Here is a 22,157-nt window from a genome sequence, read left to right as displayed (position 1 = left end):
GCGCCGATGACCGGACCGTACGTCGTCGAGTTCGAGATCGTCTCCCTGCTGGTGTCGCCGGCCCACGCCTACTTCGGTCGGCCGAAAGACGGACCCGCAGAAACGGTGTCGACCGAGACGCCGGACGCGGTGGAACTCGTGGCCGACAAGGGTATTCGCGGCGACAGGTTCTTCGGCGTCCGCGCCCACACCGAGGCCGCGGTGACGTTCCTCGCCCTCGAGGCGTGGGAGGCCGCGGCCGGGACCGTCGACCCGCTGGTGGCGCGACGCAACGTGATGGTGCGCGGCCTCGAACTCGACCCGCTGCGCGGCGTGGAGTTCGAGATCGACACCGGAAGCGGACCGGTTCTGTTCCGGGGTGGCCGACCCGCGCATCCGTGTTCGTGGATGGACACGATGGCCGGCGACGGGACCCGCAAGGCACTCATCGGTCGTGGTGGTCTGCGTGCACAACCGCTGACCTCGGGGACCCTCCGGGTGGGCGCGGCGACTCTGCGCTCGCCCGTCGCGCTCGATCCCTCTCGTGCTGCGATACAGGTTCGGCGCGCGCAACCCCTCGGCGACGCCCGTTGACGGGATTCGCGACCGGTGTCCCGACGGACCGCGGAGGCGCGGCCTCGACACAACGGGCATTACGCTGAAGCCCGACCCCGGGGAGTGATGTGGACGACGCCGTGCCGGTCGGCCCGAACCGCCGATCCAGCCATCGATGGAAGGCTGCTCTTCTCGTCGGGATCGTGGTCGCCGCCGTCGTCGTCGCGGTGACCGTCGACATCCCCGATCCACAACCGCTGCGCGACCGCGTCGACTCGGCCGGCGCCTGGGGCCTGGTGCTGTTCGTCCTGATCTACATCGCGGTGTCGCTCACGCCGTTTCCCGCCAGCGCACTCACCATCGCGAGCGGGCTGCTCTTCGGACTTCTCGAGGGCACGATCGTGGTGATGGTCGCGGCGACGATCGGTGCCTGGTTCGGCTTCCTGCTCGCCCGTTGGCTCGGACGTGACGGCGTGGCCCGTCTCGGGTGGGAACGCATCGCGTCGATCGACGCGATCCTGCGGCGCCGCGGACTCATCGCGATGGTGTTGATCCGCCTCATCCCGTTCCCCTTCGCCGTCGTCAACTACGCCGCCGGCCTCAGCGCGATCCGCGGTCGCGACTATCTGATCGGCACCGTGGTGGGGATACTCCCGTCGGCGATCGGATACACCGCCGTCGGTGCGTACGGGACCTCTCCCCTGTCGTGGCCGTTCGTCGGTGCGCTCGCTGCGGTCGCCGTCATCGCTGTCGTCTCCGGTGTCGCCGCGCGACGACTCCGTCATCCTGATCCGACGCCCGAGGGTTCCGCGGGCGAACCGATCGACGGCGTCGTCGGGCACTGACCGCGACCGGCCGGATGTGCTTGTCTGGATACATGACCTCCGCCGACATCAACTTCTACTTCGACCCGGTGTGCCCGTTCGCCTGGATGACCAGCAAGTGGGTGCGCATGGTCCAACGTGAACGCGACTACTCCGTCGAATGGCGCTTCATCTCGCTGCGACTGCTCAATTCCCACATCGACTACGATGCCCACTTCCCGCCGGAGTACGAGGCGGGACACACCGCGGGACTACGTCTACTTCGCGCCGCGTCATCGGTGCGCGAGCAGTACGGCCGCGAGGGTGTCACGGCGCTGTACGCGACGCTGGGTGAGCACATCTTCGACTCCGATCCGGTACCCGACGAGCATCCCGGACACCGAGGAACCCGCGAGTTCCTTGCACCGATCCTCGACGAGCTCGGGATGTCCGAGGCGCACCTCGACGCCCTCGACGACACCGGCCGCGACGCGGAGATCCGGGCGGAGACCGACGAGGCACTGGCGCTGACCGGTAAGGACGTGGGCACGCCGATCATCCACTTCCGGCCGCCGGAGGGCGTCGCGTTCTTCGGACCGGTGATCAGTCGTCTGCCCGATCCGACCGAGGCCGCCGAGTTGTGGGACCACGTCGTCGGTCTTGCGCGGTTCCCCGGATTCGCCGAACTCAAGCGGAGCCTGCGGGAGATGCCGCAGCTGCGTGGGCTCGGCGTTTCTGACGACGAGGCCGGCGCCACCGAAGACTGGCACGGGGGCTCGCGCCGCCAGAAACGCTGAGGCTCACGGCCACCCGTCGATCTCGTCGATGTCGGGATCGCCGTGATGACACCCGCCCGGGCACAGACTCGCGACGGTCGCGGAGACCGTCGCGAGCGCCTTGGTCCGCGAACGCGGGTCGTCGTCGGTGAGCAGAGCGGTGGCCAGCGCTGTCGCCCTCGTCACCACGTCGAGGGCGGCATCACCGCAATCGAGGTCGTCGTCCACCTCGCCGCACAGTTGCCCCTCGGACAGTGACGCCGAGATCCGCCGGGCCAGATCCGTACGTGCGGTGTCCAGGTGACCGCGGAACACGTCGTGGTCGCGTGCCAGCTGTGCGAACGAGATTGTCAGGTTGACCTCGTCACGGCGCCGCGGTGAAAGGGGCAGCATCTGGGTCAGTACGTCGCAGATCGTCGTCTCGATCCGCGCATCGCGCATTCCCGACATCTCGATCTGCTGATCCACCCGAGACAGCAGTCCCTCGTGCGTTTCGGTGAACGCGTCGATGAGCAGTTCGTCGGTGGAGCGGTAGTAGCGCGCGGCCACTCCCGCCGGCAGGCCTGCGATGTCGGCCACGCGGGTCACGGTCACTCTGTCGATGCCGTCGGTTCGGGTTACTTCGCGGACTCCCGCGAGCATCCGGATCTGTCGGCCATCTCGGCTTCTCGCTCGCTCCATGGGGCAGGCTTATGCCACAACGTGTTCCGGCTCGGGTTCCCGAGCCAGTCGTCCCGCCCACCACGCGCACATCATGAGCTGTACCTGGTGGAAGACCAACAGCGGCAACACGATCAGGCCCACCTGCGAGTCGGAGAACAGCACGGCCGCCATGGGCAGGCCGGTCGCGAGACTCTTCTTGGTGCCGCAGAACTGGATCGCGATCTCGTCGGCGCGGTCGAAGTGGAGCAGGCGCGCGACCCGGGCGGTGAGCCACAACAAGAAACCGACCAGCGCGATCGATCCCCCGATCAACACGAGCACCTGCCACCATTGCACCGTCGACCAGATGTGCTGTTGCATGCCCTCGCTGAACGCGACGTAGACCACCAGGACGATCGACCCGCGGTCGACGAGTTTCGTCGGCTTCGCATGCGCGGTGAGCCACGAGCCGATGAACGGTCGTGCGAGTTGACCGACGATGAACGGTACGAGGATCTCGAGCACGATCGTCAGGAACGAGCCGGGTGAGATGCTGACGCCGCCGGTGGTGGAGATCAGCGCCACCACGAGCAGCGGCGTGAGGACGACGCCGAGCAGGTTCGACGCCGACGCACTCACGATCGCGCCGGCCACGTTGCCCCGGGCGATGGAGGTGAACGCGATCGACGACTGCACCGTCGACGGTACGAGGCAGAGGAACAGCACCCCGGTGTACAGATCGTCACTCAGCACGTGCGGCGCGACGGGCCGCAGGGCGAGACCGATCAGCGGGAACAGCACGAAGGTGAACGCCAGGATCGTCAGATGCAGTCGCCAGTGGGTGAGCCCGGCCAATGCCTCCCGCGGGTGCATCCGTGCTCCGTAGAGGAAGAACAGCAGCGCGATCGCGGCCACGACGACCCACGACATCACGTCGGCGAAGCCACCCCCGGCGGGGAGGATCGAGGCGATCGCCACCGCGGCGAGGATCGCCAGGATGAAGCCGTCGATGTGCAGACGTGCGAGCACAGTCGTCTATCCGGAGTGCGTGGTGGACCTGTGGGCCGACGAGGAGTCGGCCGGTGCGCACGATCCCTGCAACACGCAGCTACCGCATCCGCCGGAGGTTCCGCACCCCGACGCCTCCTCGTCCCAGTCGGGCACCCGCGCCGCGGCGCGCAGTCCGTAGGAACTCGCCGCGCCGAGGATGACCAGCGCCGCCACCAGCGCGACCAGCGCGAACACCAGGCCGGTGACGCTGCCGGCCCCCAGGCCGAGCACGGCGCCGAGCGCGAGGATCGCACCCCCGCCGATCAGGCCGGGACCTGCGACGGCGTGCGCCACGGCGAACGTCTCGTCGGTGCGCAGGGTGACCGGTGTGCGGATGCCCACGAACCGGTTCCGCGGCAGACGCCGGGTCACGCCGAGCACCCCGGAGGTGACGAAGACGACCGCGAGGACGGCATCGACCACGGCGATCGTCGCAGCTGCAGCATTCACGGAGTCGATTCTACGAGCACCTACCGCCCCCGACCGCATCGAGGTGACGCTTTACGCTGGTCAGGTGACTGAGTACCGCTACACCGCCCAGCTGGCCGGCGAGATCGAGGCGCGCTGGCAAGGGATCTGGAACGACCGCCGCACCTACGAGGCCCCCAACCCGGTGGGCCCGCTCGCCGGCGATCTGTCGTCCTTCGGCGCTCCGGACCGGTCGAACAAGCTCTTCGTCCAGGACATGTTCCCGTACCCCTCGGGTGCGGGTCTGCACGTCGGGCATCCGCTCGGGTTCATCGCCAGCGACGTCTATGCGCGCTTCCACCGCATGGACGGCGCCAACGTCCTGCACACCATGGGCTTCGATGCCTTCGGCCTGCCCGCCGAGCAGTACGCCGTGCAGACGGGAACCCATCCGCGGTCGACGACCGAGGCCAACGTGGAGCGCTACCTCGCCCAGATCCGTCGGTTGGGCCTCGGGCACGACGAACGCCGCCGTGTCGCCACCACCGATGTCGACTTCTATCGCTGGACGCAGTGGATCTTCCTGCAGATCCACGACGCCTGGTACGACACCGACGCCGACCGCGCCCGCCGGATCCCCGAACTGATCGCAGAGTTCGAGAGCGGTCGCCGTACCCCGAAGAACGGCGAGGTGTGGGCCGACCTCGACGCCGTCGCACGCTCCGAGGTGCTCGACGCGTACCGCCTGGTCTACCAGTCCGATTCGGTCGTGAACTGGTGTCCCGGCCTCGGAACGGTGCTGGCCAACGAGGAGGTCACCGCCGACGGCCGCAGCGACCGGGGCAACTTTCCGGTGTTCCGTAAGCGACTGCGGCAGTGGATGATGCGGATCACCGCCTACTCCGATCGATTGATCGACGACCTGGACCTGCTCGACTGGCCCGACAAGGTCAAGGCGATGCAGCAGAACTGGATCGGACGGTCGCGCGGCGCGCAGGTCGCCTTCGGCGTTCCCGGTGTGGAGCGCCCCATCGAGGTGTTCACCACCCGCCCGGACACCCTGTTCGGCGCCACCTACATGGTGCTGGCGCCCGAGCACCCGTTGGTCGACACGATCGTGGCCGACGCGTGGCCCGCCGATGTCGACGCCCGATGGACCGGTGGCGCAACCGATCCCGCGACCGCCGTCGCCGAGTACCGCACGGCGATCGCGGCGAAATCCGACCTCGAACGCCAGGAGAACAAGGAGAAGACCGGCGTCTTCACCGGTGCCTACGCCGCCAACCCGGTGAACGGGTCGAAGGTCCCGGTGTTCATCGCCGACTACGTGCTCATCGGCTACGGTACCGGCGCGATCATGGCGGTACCCGCCCACGACGGCCGCGACTACGAGTTCGCGACCGCATTCGGCCTGCCCATCGTGGAGGTCATCGGATCCGAGCAGGGGGTCGCAGAAGCGGCGTACACCGGCGATGGGCCGATCGTGAACTCCGACTTCCTCGACGGCAAGCGCGTCGACGAGGCGAAGACGGCGATCATCGAGTGGCTGGAAGGCCAGGGCGCCGGCACCGGGACCGTGCAGTACAAGCTGCGGGACTGGCTGTTCGCGCGCCAACGCTATTGGGGCGAGCCGTTTCCCATCGTCTACGGCGATGACGGGCGCGCACACGCGATCAGCGGATCAGACCTGCCGGTCGAGCTGCCCGAGGTCGACGACTTCGCGCCGGTGTCGTTCGATCCCGACGACGCCGACAGTGTGCCCTCTCCCCCGCTCGCCAAGGCCACCGACTGGGTGAACGTCGACCTCGACCTCGGCGACGGACTGCAGCACTACACCCGCGACACCAATGTGATGCCGCAGTGGGCCGGCAGCTCCTGGTACCAGCTGCGCTACATCGACCCCACGAACGACGACACCTTCTGTGCCCCCGAGAACGAGCAGTACTGGATGGGTCCTCGCCCCGATCTGCACGGCCCGAACGATCCCGGCGGTCTCGACCTCTACATCGGTGGCGTGGAACACGCTGTCCTGCACCTGCTGTACTCACGCTTCTGGCACAAGGTGCTCTTCGATCTCGGGCACGTCAGCTCGAAGGAGCCGTATCGCAAGCTCTACAACCAGGGCATGATCCAGGCCTTCGCCTACACCGACGCCCGCGGCATCTACGTGGCGGCCGACGAGGTCGTCGAGCGGGACGGGAAGTTCTTCCTCGGCGACGAGGAGGTCCACCGCGAGTACGGCAAGATGGGCAAGTCGCTCAAGAACTCCGTTGCGCCCGACGACATCTGCCGTGACTACGGTGCCGATACGTTGCGTGTGTACGAGCTCTCGATGGGTCCGCTCGACCAGTCCCGTCCGTGGGCGACGAAAGACGTCGTCGGTGCCCAGCGCTTCCTGCAGCGCGTGTGGCGCCTGGTGATCGACGAGGAGACCGGCGCGGTCCGCGTCACCGACGCCGAGCCGTCGCAGGACACGGTGAAGCTGCTCCACCGCACCATCGCCGGCACCCGTGAGGACTATGCGGCGCTGCGCGACAACACGGCCGTGGCGAAGCTCATCGAGCTCACCAACCACCTCACCAAGGCCTACGTCGACGGTGCCCCGCGCGAGATCGTGGAACCGCTCCTGCTGATGCTGGCCCCGGTCGCCCCGCACATCGCCGAGGAACTGTGGTCGAAGCTCGGCCACCCGGATCCGTTGGCGCGCGGCCCCTTCCCGGTCGCCGACGAAAGCCTGCTGGTGGAGAACACCATCGAGATCCCGATCCAGGTGAAGGGCAAGGTGCGTAGCCGCGTCACCATCGCCGTCGACGCCGACGAGGCGTCGGTCACCGCGCTCGCCCTCGCCGACGAGAAGATCGCTCCGATGCTCGACGGTGAGCCCCGCAAGGTGATCTACGTGCCAGGCAAGATGATCAACATCGTCCCGTAGGAGGCGAGGTGGGCGGGTCGGTGAAGGTCGCCACGGCGTCGGCGCCGCGGTTCGTGCTGATCCTTATCGGTGTCGGCGGCTTCCTCGACGCCTACACCTATCTCACCCGGGGTGGCGTGTTCGCGAACACCCAGACCGGGAACGTGATCCTGCTCGCGACGTCCGGGGCGGCGGGGGAGTGGCATCGTGCCGTGGCGCACCTGTGGTCGATCCTGGCGTTCGTCGTGGGCGTTCTGGTCGCCACCGTCCTGCGCACGTGGTGGCGGGACGCGACGAGCGCCGCACTGCTGTTGTCGGTGACCCTGGCTCAGGCGCTCGTGCTCGGTGTGGTGGCTGCGGTTCCCGCCGGATGGCCGAATGTCGCTGTGACGGTGCCGATCGCGTTCGTGGCCGCCATGCAGATGGAGTTGTTCCGCACCATCGGGGGCATGCCCATCATCACCATCGCGACCACGGGCAACCTGATGCGCTTCGTCGAATCGTTGCACGCGTTGATGACCCGGCGTGACGCCGAGAGTCGGCGACGCAGCGGGCTCTACAGCGCGGTGGTGGCGGCGTTCGCCGGGGGCGCGGTGGTCGGCGCGATCGTGTCCCGGTGGCTCGGCACCCCCGCGGTGGCCGTCTGTGCTCTCGCGATGGTCGTCGTCGCGCTGTTCGTCGTGCACGACGCCCGTCAGATTGACGGCGAGGCGCCTGAACCCGAGGGTTGAGAGGTCATTTCGGTGGCAACGTCAGGACGAACGCGGCGGCGCGATCGGTCCAGTCGCCGAGGGCGTCGTCGTCGATGAGGCCCGGCGGATCGATACGGAGCCACCCGCGAGCAGGCCTGCCCGACATGATCATCGGCCCGACATGGTCGCGGGCCATCAGCGCGTCGGCGTCGGCGGGATCCACCCGCACCATGAGGCCCTGCGCCTTGCTGAGGATGACCACGGCCATGTGACCGTCGACGAGGAACGCCAGTCCGCCGAACATGCGCTTCTCGGTGAGGTGCGGCTCGGTCTCCATGGCGTCGCGGATGCGATCGGCGAGATCCTCGTCGTAGGCCATGGTGTCTGGATCGGTGTGCTCAGTGGGTCGCGACGGCTTCGGGATCGGATTCGACGTGGCGGTGCGACAACTCGCGCAGTGCGCGGAACACCCGCCGTGACGACTCGGCCCACGGCATGAGGATCGGGAACACGTGGAACATGCCCTTCTCCTCCATCGCGTAGACGGTGACACCCGCCGCCGACAGACCCTCGGCGAACTTCCGGATGCCGTCGCGGAACATCTCGTCGGCACCCCAGCAGACGAACGTCGGCGGGAACCACGTGGGATCAGGCTTGGCGTAGATCGCCGACACCCGTTCATCGTTGGGCTGGACACCCTGCAGGTAGGGGCTCACCGGCACGTTCCAGGGCAGGATGTCGAGCTGTGCGTTCGCGGTGATCGACGGGTGGTTGAGGTCGAGGTCGACCTCGGGTGAGAACAGCATCACCGCAGCGGGTTTCGGCAGATCGTGGTCGTGCAGGTACGACACCAGCGACGTGGCGAGACCACCCCCGCCGGAATCGCCGGCGATCACGATGTGGTCGGCGTCGATCCCACGTTCGAGCAAGCCGCGGTAGGCGTCGGCGGCGTCGTGCACACCTGCGGGGAACGGGAACTCCGGAGCCATGCGGTAGTCGGCGATGAACACCTCGTAGCCGGTGATGTTCACCAGCGAGGCGGCGAAGGCGGAGTACATGATCGGCGACGTACCGATGTACCCGCCGCCGTGGAGGTAGAGCACCGTCGCGGTGATCGTCTCCTTGTCGTCACTGTCGTCGACGTACTCGTCAGTGCTCGCCTTCGAGCGGCACCAGATGCCCTCGATGCCGCCGACCGTGTCGTCGGTGAGTTCGACCCCGTCGGTCAGGCTGATGAACGGTGGCATCACCACGCGGCAGATGTCGTCGAGGATCTTCTCCATCGACCGGAACTCCTCGATGGGCAGCGACATCGCGTAACCCATGAACGAGCGGATCGACTGGCGGGTCACCGACTGCCCGATGTTGTCGAGGGTGCCCCCCGGTCCGCGCCAGAATCGACGGAACGGAACCCGTGCCAGCCCGTTGAGCATGCTCTCGGCCAGCCCGATCATCGCCAACGCGGTCACCGGGGCCGATGCCGTCTGTACTTCGGGACGATCCGCCATCACCATGGGCTCATCCTAGGGAAGCCGACGACAGTACAGCGAACCCTGTATCGTCAGCGGCCATGACCACCGCGCTTCGACACGACGCCGTCGCCCGGTTCGGGTACGCGCTGTCCGACGCGACCCGCACCCAGATCCTGATGCGGCTCGCGGACGCGCCGGGCTATCCGTCGGACCTGGCGGTCGAGATCGGCGTGTCACGACAGGTCCTCTCGAACCACCTGGCGTGCCTGCGCGGCTGTGGACTGGTGGTCACCACGCCGGAGGGTCGACGCACCCGGTACGACCTCGCCGACGCCCGTATCGGGCGTGCACTCCACGACCTCGTGGGGGTCGTACTCTCCGTCGACCCGGCGTGTTGTCCCGACTCCGACGCCCGAGGATGCTGCTGATGACGATCCGGGTCGAGACGCCCGCGTCGGCCGAGCGGCGGGCGCTGCTGTCCCGACGGATCCGATGGTTTGTCGCGATCACCATCACCTACAACGTGATCGAGGCGGTGGTGGCGCTCGTCGAGGGGACGCGGGTGTCGTCGACGTCGCTGATCGGTTTCGGGCTCGATTCGGTGATCGAGGTGTCGTCCGCCGCCGCGGTGGCATGGCAGTTCGCCGGGAAGGATCCCGAGGCGCGGGAGAAGATCGCGTTGCGCATCATCGCGGTCTCGTTCTTCGCACTCGCCACCTACGTCGCGGTCGATGCCGTGCGCGGCCTCCTCGGTGCGGCCGATGCCCGGCACTCGGCGGTCGGGATCGCGTTGACCGCACTGAGTCTCGCGGTGATGCCGGTGCTGTCGTACGCACAACGCCGCGCGGGACGTGAGCTGGGTTCGGCGTCGGCGGTGGCCGACTCGAAGCAGACCCTGCTGTGCACCTACCTGTCGGCGGTCGTGCTGGTGGGTCTGGTGCTCAACTCGACCCTGGGGTGGGCGTGGGCTGATCCGGTCGCGGCTCTGGTCATCGCCGCGATCGCGGTTCGCGAGGGTCGCAACGCCTGGAGGGGCGAGACGTGCTGTGCCCCGGCGGTCCCCGGTCGGGTGACGGCGTCAGATCATGACTGCGATTGCTGCGACTGACCCCGTGTGCGACAGCGCCGCATCGCTTCCGCGATGCGGCGCTGTCCGTCTCCCCGATCAGGCGGCGATCGTCGTCGCCTCAGACTCGTCTTCGAGTGCGGCGAGGATGATGTCGGCGACATCGGTCATCGGCCGCACGTCGACCGCGTCGAGGACCTCGGCGGGGACATCGTCGAGATCGGGCTCATTCCGGATGGGGACGAACACCGTTGTGAGACCGGCCCGCTGGGCCGCGAGCAGCTTCTGCTTCAGCCCACCGATCGGCAGCACCCGACCGTTGAGCGTGACCTCACCGGTCATCCCGACCTCGGCTCGAACGCGACGGCCGGTCGCCATCGACACGAGCGCCGTCACCATCGTCACGCCTGCCGACGGTCCGTCCTTCGGGGTGGCGCCCGCGGGGACGTGGATGTGGATCTTGCGATCCAGCGCCGAGGGGTCGACACCGAGCTGCGCCGCGTGCGACCGGACGTAGGACAGCGCGATCTGCGCCGACTCCTTCATGACGTCGCCGAGCTGACCGGTCAGGGTCAGCCCCGCGTCACCCACGGTGGACGACGCCTCGATGAACAGGACGTCACCACCCATGCCGGTGACCGCCAAACCCGTTGCGACGCCGGGCACCGCGGTGCGTTCCTCCGACTCCGGGGTGAACCGCGGTCGGCCGAGGTAGTCGACCAGGTCGGGCTCGTCGATCACCAGGGCGGTGTCGTCTGCAGCGAGCTTCGTGGTCGCCTTGCGCATCGCCTTCGCCAGGAACCGCTCGAACTGTCGCACGCCCGGTTCGCGGGTGTAGTCGGCCGCGATCTTGTGCAGCGCCTCGTCGGTCACGGTGACCTCGTCGGCGGTGAGCGCGGCGCGGTCGCGCTGGCGGGGGAGCAGGTAGTCGCGAGCGATGGCGACCTTGTCGTCCTCGGTGTAGCCGTCGAGGGTGACTAGCTCCATGCGGTCGATCAGCGCCGACGGGATCTGTTCCACCACATTGGCCGTCGCGAGGAACACGACGTCGGACAGGTCGAGATCGAGATCGAGGTAGTGGTCGCGGAACGTGTGGTTCTGCGCCGGGTCGAGTACCTCGAGCAGGGCCGCGGCCGGATCGCCGCGCTGGTCGGAGCCCACCTTGTCGATCTCGTCGAGCAGTACGACCGGGTTCAGCGACCCGGCCTCGCCGATCGCACGCACGATGCGTCCGGGCAGCGCACCGACGTAGGTCCGTCGGTGGCCACGGATCTCGGCCTCGTCGCGCACGCCACCGAGGGCGACGCGGACGAACTTCCGGCCCAGTGCCCGGGCGACGGATTCGCCGAGCGAGGTCTTGCCGACGCCGGGAGGACCTGCGAGCAACATGACCGCACCGGAACCGCGGCCGCCGACCACCTGCAGGCCGCGATCGGCCCGTCGCGCGCGCACCGCGAGGTACTCGACGATGCGGTCCTTCACGTCCTCGAGGCCGTGGTGGTCGGCGTCGAGGATCTCGCGCGCCGCCGCGATGTCGGTCGAGTCGGTGGTGGTGGTGTCCCACGGGAGGTCGAGCACGGTGTCCAACCAGGTTCGCAGGTAACCACTCTCGGGCGACTGCTCGCTGGAACGTTCCAGCTTGCCGACCTCACGCAGGGCCGCCTCGCGCACGTTGTCGGGCAGCGTGGCCGCCTCGATACGTGCGCGGTAGTCGTCGGATCCGTCGGGCTCACCCTCGCCGAGCTCCTTGCGGATGGCGGCGAGCTGCTGACGCAGCAGGAACTCCTTCTGTGTCTTCTCCATGCCGTCGCGCACGTCGCCGGCGATCTTGTCGTTGACCTCGACCTCGGCGAGATGGTCGGTGGTCCACGTGATCAGGGTCCGCAACCGCTCGACGACGTCTGGCGTCTCCAACAGCTGACGCTTCTGCACGTCGGTGAGGTACGACGCGTAGCCGGCGGTGTCGGCCAGGGCCGAGGGGTCGGTCAGCTTGTTCACCGAATCGATGACCTGCCATGCCTCGCGGCGCTGCAGCATCGCCAGGACGAGCTTCTTGTACTCGGCGGCGAGCTCGCGGGTCTCGTCGGTGACGCTCGATTCGGCGGCCTCGTCGACCTCGACCCACAGAGCGGCGCCGGGGCCGGTGGTGCCCGAACCGATGTGGGCACGCACCTCGCCCTTCACCACGGCGGCGTGCTGGCCTCCACCGAGGCGTCCGACCTGCACGATCGACGCGATCACGCCGTACGACGGGTAGCGGTCGTCGAGTCGAGGCGCGACCAGCAGTTTCTGTGAATCGGTCGCCTGAGCGGCGTCGACCGCGGCGCGGGCCGCGTCATCGAGCTCGATGGGGACCACCATGCCGGGCAGCAGGATGGGATCGGTCAGGAACAGAACGGGTAAGCGGGTGTCGCGCATTCTTCCTCCAGGGTTCAGTCTGATTCGCTCAACTGGCCGGAGGGATTGATCTGTTCCCGCTCAAGTCCGGTGTTCGTTGTGAGCAGAACGGGTGGTCGCGCACGATCTCAGTCGGAAACGGTGGTGCTGACCGCGGTCGGGGGCTCCTCGGACCTCGCGGCCATGTCGACCCGCCGCGTACCGCAGTCGGCGCACCGGACGTAGTGCACCGTCCCGTCGCTGGTGCGGTGGGCGGATTCGGTGACCCATGCGTGTTCGTGCGTCCGACGTTTCGGGCCGAGGGTCGAGTTCTCGATCGGTGAGGTGTGCATGCACCCACTGTGATGTCATGGTCTTATGCATCTCAACCCTTACGGCGAGTATGCGGTCCTCCTGGCGGCCTCGTTGGCCGACGACTGGCCCGATGACTGTGCGGGCATCGAGGCCCGAGCACGTGAGTTCGGGATGACCGGTCGCTTCGAGACCCGCCCCGACGACCACGCGCGGACCCGCGAGGTGATCGACGAGTGGCTGCGGATGGTCGACGCCCCCACCGAGGACGAACGCGCGCGTCTGCTCAACGAGACGATGAGCGTCGCCGCGGCCTACCCGAGGCTGACCAACCACGACGACGAGGGGTGGCATCTGCACTATCGGGATCGGGATCAGTCACTCGCTCACGTTCTCACCGCGGTCATCTCGGTGGGGACGGCGCTGCACCTCACCACCCGCGGGATGCACCGCATCGGACGATGCGCCGCCGGTCTTCCCGGCGGAGCGGAGTGCGACAGGGTGATCGTCGACGTCAGCCGCAACGGGACGCAGCGGTACTGTTCGGTGCGGTGCGCGAATCGCGCTGCGGTGCGCCGACATCGAGCCCGGACACAGTCGGAGCGGCGCTAGGGGCTGTCGCCGGCGACGATCGCGTCGATCCTCCAGCGATCGGATCCGTCCGAGGAGACGTAGAAGGCGTCGCCGCGCGCCACGTCGGCGACGGCCGCAGGGGTGCGGACGCGGACGTCCACGAGGACGCGTGCGGCCGAGTCGGTGAGGGTGACGCGCGCACACCAGGCGTCGGTCCCTTGGGGCAACGCAGAGATCCACCGCTGCAACTCGATGACGGTCGGGACCGGCGCGGTGTCGGAGATCGCCGCGCGCGCGGCCACCGGCGACTTGTCGGTGATCGCGGCCGCGAGGAATGTGGCGACCGCTCCGGTCGGTGAGGTCGGGTCGGCGCGCTCGTCGATCGTCGTGACCGCACCGTCGGTTCCGGTGGTGCAGAACGGGATCTGCGGTCCGTCTGCAGGAGCCGCGTTGTTCTGAGCCGGCACGGTCGCACCCGAGCCCGAGCCCGAGCCGCCCGCGCCGGACACCGTCGATCCCGATCCCGATGACAGGGCGAACACGGTGACACCCGTGGCGATCCCGGCGACGACGACCACGGCGCCCGCGATGAGTGCGATGCGACGTCGGTTGCCGCCACGGGAGCGACGGCGCGAGCCCCGTACCGCGATCTGCTCGAGCGTCTCCGACCAGTTCTGCGACGGGTCGGTGTTCATCGGCACCCAGGACGGCGCCTCCGGAGAGCCGCGCGGCGGACCCGGATCGGCGCCGGCGAACCACGGGGGTTCGGGCGGGAGGACGCGGGGCGGGGGAGCGTCGGCCGGTCCGGGCGCCGGCTGCGCGGCGAACGGATCGGTGTCGGGATCGCCAGGGGGCGACGCCGATAGGTCGGGATGGTAGGGCTGATCGTCCGGTCGGTGGTCGGGGGTGTCGGTCACTGCTCCACCTCGCCGGCGATCCGGACGTCACCCGGTGAACCCGTGACCGTCGCGCGCAGTCGATACTCTGCGGCGGCGCCGGCGGGGGGCTGGTAGTTGAGGGTGAGCAGCACGGTGTCGGGCCGGGTCTGGCGCATCCGCAGACAGTAGGTGGTGCCCGGCGGGTACCCCTCGAGCGCCTGGGAGATCAAGTCGGGCGATGCCATCGCCGCACCGGTCGCGATGGCATCGGTCGCACGGGCTTTGTCGCGGGCGGTGATGATCGCCCAGTGGTAGTCGGCGACCACCGACAGCGCCGAATCGTGGCCACCCTGGCTGTTGGTGACGGTCTCGCCGGGAGCCGCGGTGGAGGGGTCGCACTGCAGCGGCTCAATGGCCGGGATCGACGCCGCCGAGGTCGATCCCGACGGCATGGTCACGACCGGCGCGGACGCGGAGTCGTCGCCACACGCGGTGAGGCCGAGGAGCAACGCGATGACGGCACACACCACCAGGCCACCCGATCTCGCCGGGTGGCGAGAGGGTGGCCTGGAGGCGTGGTCGCACGTGATCACGTGGGTGTCACTGGCGGTGTCGGCCCCCCGCCGGCGCGCCGACGTACTGCGGGTAGGAGATCTCCAGCCCCGGGAACGCACGCTGCGCCTCCTTGCCGAAGTTGATCACCGCAGCCGTCACCGAGTCACGAGCGGTCTGAGCGAACACGCCGGCGGCCTGGAAGGGCGCGTCGGCGGCACGGTGATCGATCTTGATCGGCACGTTCACCGCACCGATCTTCACCTGACCGGTGACGTCACCGTTCTTGGCCACCACGTAGTCGACCTTGTCGCCGCCGGGCAGGTTCGAGCGATCGAGGTGCAGCTCGTACTGGTTCGCGTCGGGGTTCGGCGGAGCCGGCTTCGACTTGCGAGGATCCTCACGCGTGGCCCCACCCAGGGGCGCATTCGGATCGGCGCCCGGGTCACCGGCGCCGACGGCGTAACCGATCGCACCACCGATGAGTCCACCGACAGTCGCGCCGACGATTCCGCCGCCGGCACCGCCCGCGAGAGCTCCGACAGCCGGTCCTGCAGCGAGACCGATGAGAGCGCCGGGGCCAGCCAGTGCGCCTGCGGCAGCGGCGGATCCGGGCGGCCCCGCGGGTGCGCCGACCACCAAACCGGTGATCGCGCCCGCGGCTGCGCCAACTCCGGCGCCGACTGGGAGACCGACGATCGCGCCGACCGCCGCCGCGGGGATGCCGACGGCGAGTGCGCCCGCGGTGCCGCCGACCAAAACGCCCAGGGTCGTCGACGCAGCGGTACGCGCGGCCTGATCCTTCGGGAAGCCGATGGACTCGTAGTAGGTCGCGGTGCGGGCCTCGATGGTCGCGGCCTGGCCGTTGAGGTTCCGGGCGTCGGCGTCGGAGAGCCACGCGGGCTGCGCGGTGCGGAAGTTGCCGAGCTTGATGACGCCGGGCCGGGGCAGCACGGGGTTGACCGGCTTCGTCGGCTTGGGCGCGGTGATGGTCGGCGGCACGGGGTTGTAGGTGCCCGAGTAGACCGGCGGTGTGTAGTCGGGCGAGTCCTCGTAGATGACGGGCGCGTCATAGGTCGGCGCCGGGATGATGCTGCGTCCCTGCGCGGCCGGCGGGGTCGGGGCCGGCGGAGGTGTCGGGGCGGGAGGGGCGATACCCGGGGCCATGTCGGTCGACGGGGGAGCGGTTCCGGGGGGCGCAGCGAACGCCTGGCCCGCGGCGCCCGCGGCGATGGCGGCGGCGAGCACGACTCCGGCGGTCGTCCGGGTCACCCTCTGCGGATGGTGAAGCGACACGGTCACTCTCCTCGTGATCGGTCAGGCGCCGGCAGGGGCCGGCGACGGCGGGTCGAGCGAAAAGACACACGCGGCGTGTTACCTCCTCGTGTCCACAGACGAACACCAGGACCCCGGCGGTGATCGATGAACACCCCTCCGAGAGCGCATGGACAGCTCTCGGGAATCACCGCATCGGAAGCTTGTGCAAGGAAGTCAATCATGCGCTCCGTAGCTGCTCAACACGACCCTGTGCATAAGTCCGAATACGGATCGCGGTGATCGGATCCAGCGGGCCGGAACCGACATGACCGACCCCGCCTCGCGGCGGTTCACCGCGGGACGATGAGCTCCGCGATGGCGACGACCTGCTCGTGCCCCATGGGCGTGCTGCCGTACATCACCTGGCGGGTCATGAGTCCGTCGACCGCCATCCGGAACAGTTCGGCCGCAGCGATGTCGATCGGGCGGCCCGACGTCTCGAATCCGGCCTGCGCCAGCCCGACGAACCCCGCCTGCTGCACGTCGAACGCATCGCGTAGTTCGTCGTTGGTCAGAGCCTCCCCGCGGAGGTGGTGTCGCGCGATGATGCGGTTGCGGTTCGGCTCGGAGGTCATCTCGATGACGAACCCGACGACGGCCGTCACCACGACGTCGTGTGTCCAGCGCTCGATGGCGAAATGTCGGGCGGCGGTCTCCAGGTCGCGCCGGAACACCTCCTCGACGGCGAGGGACAGCAGGCGGGCACGCGAGGGGGCGTGATAGTTCACCGCGCCCGCCCCCAGCCCAGCCGCCGAATCGACCGCACGGTGGGTGAGACCGCGTGGCCCGCGCTCGGCCAGAACGGTCACCGCGGCAGCCATGATCACGTCACGGCGACTGGGCCGGTCGGCACTGCTCTGGGCTTCCTCCACGCTCATGAACCTACGGTCCGAGATCGTCCGACGACAATGCAGGAGCGACCGAAGGGGCTGATCGGCAACGGATTCGTTGACCGTATGTGACCGAACCTCTACGCTCAACGGATGTTGAGTAACTGGACTCCGAATCGGCGAACACTCCTCGGCGCAGCCGGTACCGGGGTGGCAGCGGCCGCGATGACACTCGGCCGTGGCCCGGTCGCGGGGGCGGCACCGACGGGTTCGTCGGAGGGCCCGATCACACAGAGTTGCGCGGAGCGCTATGTGGGTTATCGCGAGGCCGACCGCGCCAAGCCATACGCGAAATACTTCACGCCCCATACCGATCCGGCGCCACAGGTCGTGCGGACCGCGTTCGCGGGCCCACCGCTGCCGGCGGCGTCGATCCCGGAGTTCGAACGACTCACGCGCGATCTCGGCCCGTCGGGATACTCGCCGATCGAGGTCGGCTACGGGCAGCGGTCCGACGGGGTCCTCTTCGTCGCGTGTCGCACCGAGATGCCCCGCGTGACCGCAGCGATGTGGGACTGGTGGTTCGGCTGGCACTCCATCGAATCGGCGCGCTACAAACTCTGGCACCCCGACGCCCACGAATACGCGGCCCTGCGACAGAACCGCACGACCTCCCCGATCTCCGACAAGGCCAAGTACATCGGCAACACCAGCTACGTCGACGAGCTCGTCGGGCCCAAGCTGCAGCAGCTCGGGATCGACTTCCGCGACCCGGTCGCCAACGGGTTCACCGTGCCGTCGGACCAGACGATCATCTACGGGCGGGTCGGGAGCAGCATCGCCCCGGTAGATCTCGGATGGCTCGCCCACCAGGTGCGTCCGATCCCCGGCGGGGCGGAGATGCGGAGCCGCTTCTACCTCAACATCCGGGGACTGCACGTCCCTGATCTCCCGCAGGCGGCGTGCGCGGTGGCACGCGGCGCGTCGGTCGACCCGAGCGACCTGTTCCTGGGCATCGACCTCGCCCGCAACCTGCTGATGCACTGCGGTCAGGAGATGAACCACCTCGCGCAGTTCCTCCCCGAGATCTACCGCGAGTTCCGCGTCTGAGTCGACCCGTCTGAGTCGCACGGTCTGCGTTGACCGGTCAGCGATGTAGGCAGCGTCCGTAGGCTGGTCGCATGATGCGCCGACCCACGCCCGACAAGCCCGCTCCCGGACAGGAATCGGTGTGGGACTACCCGCGACCGCCACGCCTGGAACCGTTCTCGGGATCGATCACGATCGAGCTCGGCGGGATCGAGATCGCCTCGACCACCGCAGGGTGGCGCGTACTGGAGACCAGCCACCCGCCCACCTACTATCTCCCGCGCGCCGCGTTCGTCGACGGTGTGCTGCGCGAGACCGAAGGCGCCTCGTGGTGTGAGTGGAAGGGCCAGGCGTCGTACTTCGACCTCGTGACCCCCGAGGCGGGAGCCCCGCGCGCGGCGTGGACGTATCTCGACCCGACACCGGGTTTCGTCGATCTGCGCGGCGCGATCGCGGTGATGGCCGCGCAGGTCGACCGCGCGACGGTCAACGGCGAGACCGTGACCCCGCAGCCGGGAGGCTTCTACGGCGGTTGGGTCACCAGTACCGTGGCCGGCCCGTTCAAGGGCATCCCCGGATCGATGGGGTGGTGAGGGCGTGAAACTCGCAGTGCACCTGTCCAACATGACCCTGCCCGGCGGCCCGGCTGCACTCGGTCGGGCGCTGTCGGGCGCGGCACGCGCAGCCGATCAGGGCGGCATCGAGACACTGACCGTGATGGACCACTGGTTCCAGATGGAGAACCTGGGCGGTCCGGACGAGCCGATGCTCGAGGGCTATTCGGTGCTGAACTTCCTCGCGGGACAGACCGAGCGAATCCAACTCGGCACGTTGGTCACGGGCATCACCTATCGCCATCCCGGATTGCTGGCCAAGACGGTGGCGACCCTCGACGTGCTGTCGCAGGGGCGGGCGCTCCTCGGGGTGGGTGCGGCCTGGTACGAACGCGAACACCACGGGCTGGGCGTGCCCTACCCGTCGACGTCGGAGCGCTTCGAACGCCTCGAGGAGACCATCGAGATCTGTCGGCAGATGTGGAGTTCGGACACCGGTCCCTACGAAGGCACCCACTACCGGCTGGCCGAGACCCTCAACAACCCGCCGACGTTGTCGCAGCCGGGTCCGCCGCTGATGATCGGCGGCAGTGGCGAGAAGAAGACGCTGCGCCTCGTGGCCCGCCATGCCGACATGTGCAACCTCTTCGCGACCGGTGTCGACGAGGTGCGTCACAAGATCGAGGTGCTCGACGGGCACTGCGCCACCGAGAATCGCGATCCGTCCACGATCCTGCGCACCATCATCACCGCCACCGACCCCCTCGCCGACACCGATGCGTTCCTCGCCGAGATGGAGCGCTACGCCGCGCTCGGCGTCGGTCAGGTGTTCGTGGGACCCGCATCCGACGATCCCGCAGGCTGGGTCGAATCGGTTGTGCAACAGGTCAAGCCGCGACTCGACGCGATCTGAGGCTCAGCCCGCGCGGGAGTCGGCGGCGTCGTCGGGATCGGTGTGCAGGCGTACCCGGTTGCCCCCGGAACGTTTGGCGTCGTACATCGCGCGGTCGGCCGAGCGGATGAGGTTCTCGACCACCGTGGCGGCGCTGTCGGCCGACATCGCCTCGGCGTCGGCCCACGCCACCCCGACGCTGGCCGTGACGCGCAAACCCTGGTTGGGTGCCGGAACGGCCGACCGGATCCGCTCGGCGAGCACGGCCACCTCGCCCAGGGGTCGTCGTGCGACCACCACGAACTCCTCGCCACCCATCCGGCAGGGGATGTCGGTGTCGCCGATGACCTCGGCGAGGCGGCGTGCCGTCTCGGCGAGCACCAGGTCTCCGCACTCGTGCCCGCGGGCGTCGTTGACACGCTTGAACGCGTCGAGATCCAACACGATCGCGGCCACGACATCGTCGTGCCCACGCGGCCGGTAGCGACCGACCGAGGCCACCGCCTGCTCGAGACCGCGCCGATTGGGCAACTGCGTCAACGGATCCCGGCGCGACTCGATCGAGTCGGAGCTGAGCATGCCGAGCAGCACCTGCGAGGTCGCCGGGATCACCAGATTGGCGAGGACCACCACGATGCCCTTGCTGATGGCCATGGCCGGATCGCCCCCGACGGCGGTCATGGTGGCCAAGACGACGGTCACGAGCATGACCGTGGCGATGTGTGCCACCAGGACGCGGGTCCCGTGGAAGAAGGCGCAGTACCCGCCGACGACCGCGAAGAGCGTCGCGCCGGTCAACCCCGCCAGCGGAGCACTGTCGCTGAACAACCCGATGGCGATGAACGCGTCGGCCGCACCGACGAAAGCGATGGATCGCCGTCGATCGGGCCACGGCGTCGTCAACCACAGCACGGCCAGGACGCAACCGCCGCCGCCGGCGATGACGGCCGTCGTGTAGCGGACCGCACTCGAAGCCCCGTCAGGGCTTGCCATGTTGATGAACGGGATGCACGAGGTCAGCGCGGTGGTGAAGGCGACGGCGATACGGACGAAAGAGCGGAGCGAATGCATCTCCAGGTAGTCGGAGAACCACCCGAAGCGGTCAGGTTTGCTCCAGGCCGCTGCCGCCAGATGCACGACGGTACGGCGCATCTCCCCCACGGCGTCGCGCACCGGATGAACGCTACGCCGTGTGCCGACCTCGATCGGGGGAAATCAGTGGGCGGTCACGCGTCCGGACCACCGGCGACCACCGGGGGAACGGCACTCCAGTCGATCTCCACGCGGTCACCGCCGGCGTCCTGCGCGGACTGCATCGCCACGCCGGCACGGTGCAGCAGGTCGTCGATGGGGGTCTGTACGTCGGCCGAGTCGATCGGGGTGGGGGTGAACGCCACGCCGACGCTGGCGCTCACGGGCACCGGGTCGCTCACGTCGAAGACCAGTTCGCGGAAGCGGTTCGCGAAGATCTCGACACCCTCGTGGGTGACACCGGCCAGGGCCGAGAACTCTGCGTCACCGGTGCGGGCGACGAAGTCGCCGCCGCGCACGCCCTGTGCGAGGCGATCGGCGACCCGCTTGAGCACCTGCTCGCCGCGTTCGTGTCCGTCGCCGACGGCGATGTCGTGGAACTGGTCGAGGTGTACGCGGACCACCACGAGGTAGTCCTTGCGGTTGAGGGCCGTCAGCCCGGTCGACGCAGCGGAGTACAGACCGTGTCGGGTGAGGACTTCGGTCAGTGGATCGCGCATCGGCTCGCCTCTCTGGGTCAGGTGCCTGTTCCCGGCCACCGCGAACCCATGATGCAGTATCAGCGGCAACACGACGGCGGCCACTGCCGCCTCCACGGCGAAGACAGCCAGATCGGGCACCGACGCGGCGGACTGCGAGACGCCGACCGCCACGGTCGCGACGATGATCACGGCCGCCGCGAATGCCTGCACGTAGACGACGGCTCGGACCGAATAGCCCGCCGTGAAGGTCCCCAGCAAGACCAGCGTGGTGGTCGCGGCGAGTCCGACGCGAGGGTCCGCGGGAACCAGTGCCGCGAGCAGCGTCGCGAGGTCGGCGATGACGACGAAACCGAGAAGCGATCGGGCCGAGGTGCATCGGCGGGTGGCCCAGAGGACGGCGGATGCGATCGCGACGGCGATCGCGACGATCGCACCGACCACGCGCACACCCGAATCAGGGCCCCCGGGTGCGACGGCGGCGACCGTCCAGCCCACCGCGGCGAGCAGACAAAGCACGGCGATCCCGGTCGACAGCGCACGGGCGCGACCACCCGGATCCATCGGTCCCCCCGACAGTGATCCCCCACGGTTTGTCGGCACGACCACGATTGTCTACGACGACGTCGTGTTTTGGGGTGCGTAACACGAAGCCGTCCGAGGGCGGCGGTCAGATCCGGGAGCGGATCGGGTCGAATCG

At 68.7% G+C, this 22,157-nt stretch carries 24 protein-coding genes; 11 read left to right on the top strand and 13 right to left on the bottom strand.

Going from position 1 to position 22,157, the window contains the following annotated elements:
* Window positions 1-6 precede the first annotated feature (6 nt).
* The 3 genes from ACLBW1_RS02055 to ACLBW1_RS02045 all read left to right on the top strand — a co-directional run bounded on the left by ACLBW1_RS02055 (window position 7) and on the right by ACLBW1_RS02045 (window position 2,134).
* A complete protein-coding gene (locus ACLBW1_RS02055; RefSeq protein WP_447809787.1) occupies window positions 7-573 on the top strand; it encodes a molybdenum cofactor biosysynthesis protein in 567 nt (188 codons plus the stop codon).
* Window positions 574-662: 89 nt separating this feature from the next.
* The gene (locus tag ACLBW1_RS02050; protein ID WP_447809786.1) at window positions 663-1,379 is read left to right on the top strand and encodes a TVP38/TMEM64 family protein; all 717 of its coding nucleotides are present in this window, start codon (window positions 663-665) and stop codon (window positions 1,377-1,379) included.
* Between the two features lie 32 nt (window positions 1,380-1,411).
* Complete coding sequence (locus ACLBW1_RS02045) at window positions 1,412-2,134, top strand: mycothiol-dependent nitroreductase Rv2466c family protein (protein ID WP_447809785.1); 723 nt, start codon at window positions 1,412-1,414, stop codon at window positions 2,132-2,134.
* Between the two features lie 3 nt (window positions 2,135-2,137).
* Here ACLBW1_RS02045 and ACLBW1_RS02040 read toward each other — a convergent pair whose 3' ends face one another.
* The 3 genes from ACLBW1_RS02040 to ACLBW1_RS02030 form a co-directional block, all read right to left on the bottom strand.
* The gene (locus ACLBW1_RS02040) at window positions 2,138-2,692 is read right to left on the bottom strand and encodes a TetR family transcriptional regulator C-terminal domain-containing protein (protein ID WP_447809784.1); all 555 of its coding nucleotides are present in this window, start codon (window positions 2,690-2,692) and stop codon (window positions 2,138-2,140) included.
* A gap of 111 nt (window positions 2,693-2,803) precedes the next feature.
* Complete coding sequence (locus ACLBW1_RS02035; protein WP_447809783.1) at window positions 2,804-3,784, bottom strand: bile acid:sodium symporter family protein; 981 nt, start codon at window positions 3,782-3,784, stop codon at window positions 2,804-2,806.
* Window positions 3,785-3,790: 6 nt separating this feature from the next.
* The gene (locus tag ACLBW1_RS02030; RefSeq protein ID WP_447809782.1) at window positions 3,791-4,255 is read right to left on the bottom strand and encodes an SdpI family protein; all 465 of its coding nucleotides are present in this window, start codon (window positions 4,253-4,255) and stop codon (window positions 3,791-3,793) included.
* A gap of 64 nt (window positions 4,256-4,319) precedes the next feature.
* Here ACLBW1_RS02030 and leuS point away from each other — a divergent pair, with 64 nt between their 5' ends.
* Complete coding sequence (leuS, locus tag ACLBW1_RS02025; protein WP_447809781.1) at window positions 4,320-7,145, top strand: leucine--tRNA ligase; 2,826 nt, start codon at window positions 4,320-4,322, stop codon at window positions 7,143-7,145.
* A 20-nt stretch (window positions 7,146-7,165) separates the two neighbouring features.
* A complete protein-coding gene (locus ACLBW1_RS02020) occupies window positions 7,166-7,855 on the top strand; it encodes a YoaK family protein (RefSeq protein WP_447809780.1) in 690 nt (229 codons plus the stop codon).
* A gap of 4 nt (window positions 7,856-7,859) precedes the next feature.
* Here the strand turns inward: ACLBW1_RS02020 and ACLBW1_RS02015 are convergent, their stop codons facing one another.
* Together ACLBW1_RS02015 and ACLBW1_RS02010 are read right to left on the bottom strand one after the other, a co-directional pair.
* Window positions 7,860-8,195, bottom strand: coding sequence for a TfoX/Sxy family protein (locus ACLBW1_RS02015; protein ID WP_447809778.1), 336 nt, complete (start codon window positions 8,193-8,195; stop codon window positions 7,860-7,862).
* A gap of 19 nt (window positions 8,196-8,214) precedes the next feature.
* Entirely contained in the window at window positions 8,215-9,330 is a 1,116-nt protein-coding gene (locus tag ACLBW1_RS02010) for an alpha/beta hydrolase (RefSeq protein WP_447809776.1), read from the bottom strand.
* Between the two features lie 56 nt (window positions 9,331-9,386).
* Here ACLBW1_RS02010 and ACLBW1_RS02005 point away from each other — a divergent pair, with 56 nt between their 5' ends.
* Complete coding sequence (locus ACLBW1_RS02005; protein ID WP_447809775.1) at window positions 9,387-9,716, top strand: ArsR/SmtB family transcription factor; 330 nt, start codon at window positions 9,387-9,389, stop codon at window positions 9,714-9,716.
* Window positions 9,707-10,396, top strand: a complete 690-nt coding sequence (locus ACLBW1_RS02000) for a cation transporter (RefSeq protein WP_447811108.1) — start codon at window positions 9,707-9,709, stop codon at window positions 10,394-10,396. Before ACLBW1_RS02005 ends, ACLBW1_RS02000 begins: the two co-directional genes overlap by 10 nt.
* A gap of 57 nt (window positions 10,397-10,453) precedes the next feature.
* On the opposite strand, the gene lon is transcribed toward ACLBW1_RS02000, so the two are convergent.
* A complete protein-coding gene (gene lon, locus ACLBW1_RS01995; protein ID WP_447809774.1) occupies window positions 10,454-12,772 on the bottom strand; it encodes an endopeptidase La in 2,319 nt (772 codons plus the stop codon).
* A gap of 107 nt (window positions 12,773-12,879) precedes the next feature.
* Window positions 12,880-13,083: a hypothetical protein gene (locus ACLBW1_RS01990; protein ID WP_447809773.1), complete on the bottom strand. Its 204-nt coding sequence runs from the start codon at window positions 13,081-13,083 to the stop codon at window positions 12,880-12,882.
* 25 nt (window positions 13,084-13,108) lie between these two features.
* Here ACLBW1_RS01990 and ACLBW1_RS01985 point away from each other — a divergent pair, with 25 nt between their 5' ends.
* Window positions 13,109-13,654, top strand: a complete 546-nt coding sequence (locus ACLBW1_RS01985; RefSeq protein WP_447809772.1) for a CGNR zinc finger domain-containing protein — start codon at window positions 13,109-13,111, stop codon at window positions 13,652-13,654.
* Here the strand turns inward: ACLBW1_RS01985 and ACLBW1_RS01980 are convergent.
* The 4 genes from ACLBW1_RS01980 to ACLBW1_RS01965 form a co-directional block, all read right to left on the bottom strand.
* Window positions 13,651-14,532 (bottom strand): hypothetical protein, encoded by an 882-nt coding sequence (locus ACLBW1_RS01980; protein ID WP_447809771.1) that lies wholly within the window; start codon window positions 14,530-14,532, stop codon window positions 13,651-13,653. The genes ACLBW1_RS01985 and ACLBW1_RS01980 overlap by 4 nt on opposite strands.
* On the bottom strand, window positions 14,529-15,020 hold the full coding sequence (locus ACLBW1_RS01975; protein ID WP_447809770.1) for a hypothetical protein: 492 nt from the start codon (window positions 15,018-15,020) through the stop codon (window positions 14,529-14,531). Before ACLBW1_RS01975 ends, ACLBW1_RS01980 begins: the two co-directional genes overlap by 4 nt.
* Window positions 15,021-15,093: 73 nt before the next feature.
* Complete coding sequence (locus ACLBW1_RS01970) at window positions 15,094-16,317, bottom strand: hypothetical protein (protein ID WP_447809769.1); 1,224 nt, start codon at window positions 16,315-16,317, stop codon at window positions 15,094-15,096.
* Window positions 16,318-16,652: 335 nt separating this feature from the next.
* On the bottom strand, window positions 16,653-17,240 hold the full coding sequence (locus tag ACLBW1_RS01965; protein ID WP_447809768.1) for a TetR/AcrR family transcriptional regulator: 588 nt from the start codon (window positions 17,238-17,240) through the stop codon (window positions 16,653-16,655).
* Between the two features lie 264 nt (window positions 17,241-17,504).
* On the opposite strand from ACLBW1_RS01965, the gene ACLBW1_RS01960 reads away from it, so the two are divergent.
* From ACLBW1_RS01960 to ACLBW1_RS01950, 3 genes are all read left to right on the top strand, one after another.
* On the top strand, window positions 17,505-18,302 hold the full coding sequence (locus ACLBW1_RS01960; RefSeq protein WP_447809767.1) for a DAPG hydrolase family protein: 798 nt from the start codon (window positions 17,505-17,507) through the stop codon (window positions 18,300-18,302).
* A 71-nt stretch (window positions 18,303-18,373) separates the two neighbouring features.
* Window positions 18,374-18,874: a DUF427 domain-containing protein gene (locus ACLBW1_RS01955; RefSeq protein WP_447809765.1), complete on the top strand. Its 501-nt coding sequence runs from the start codon at window positions 18,374-18,376 to the stop codon at window positions 18,872-18,874.
* Window positions 18,875-18,878: 4 nt separating this feature from the next.
* Complete coding sequence (locus tag ACLBW1_RS01950; RefSeq protein WP_447809764.1) at window positions 18,879-19,748, top strand: LLM class F420-dependent oxidoreductase; 870 nt, start codon at window positions 18,879-18,881, stop codon at window positions 19,746-19,748.
* Window positions 19,749-19,751: 3 nt separating this feature from the next.
* Here the strand turns inward: ACLBW1_RS01950 and ACLBW1_RS01945 are convergent, their stop codons facing one another.
* Entirely contained in the window at window positions 19,752-20,900 is a 1,149-nt protein-coding gene (locus ACLBW1_RS01945) for a GGDEF domain-containing protein (protein WP_447809763.1), read from the bottom strand.
* Window positions 20,901-20,953: 53 nt separating this feature from the next.
* Entirely contained in the window at window positions 20,954-22,060 is a 1,107-nt protein-coding gene (locus tag ACLBW1_RS01940; protein ID WP_447809762.1) for a diguanylate cyclase domain-containing protein, read from the bottom strand.
* Between the last annotated feature and the right edge of the window lie 97 nt (window positions 22,061-22,157).

The sequence above is a fragment of the Williamsia sp. M5A3_1d genome, assembly GCF_053345315.1.
The sequence above is the reverse complement of the archived record's forward strand: the minus strand, read 5'-3'. Positions and strand labels throughout refer to the sequence as shown.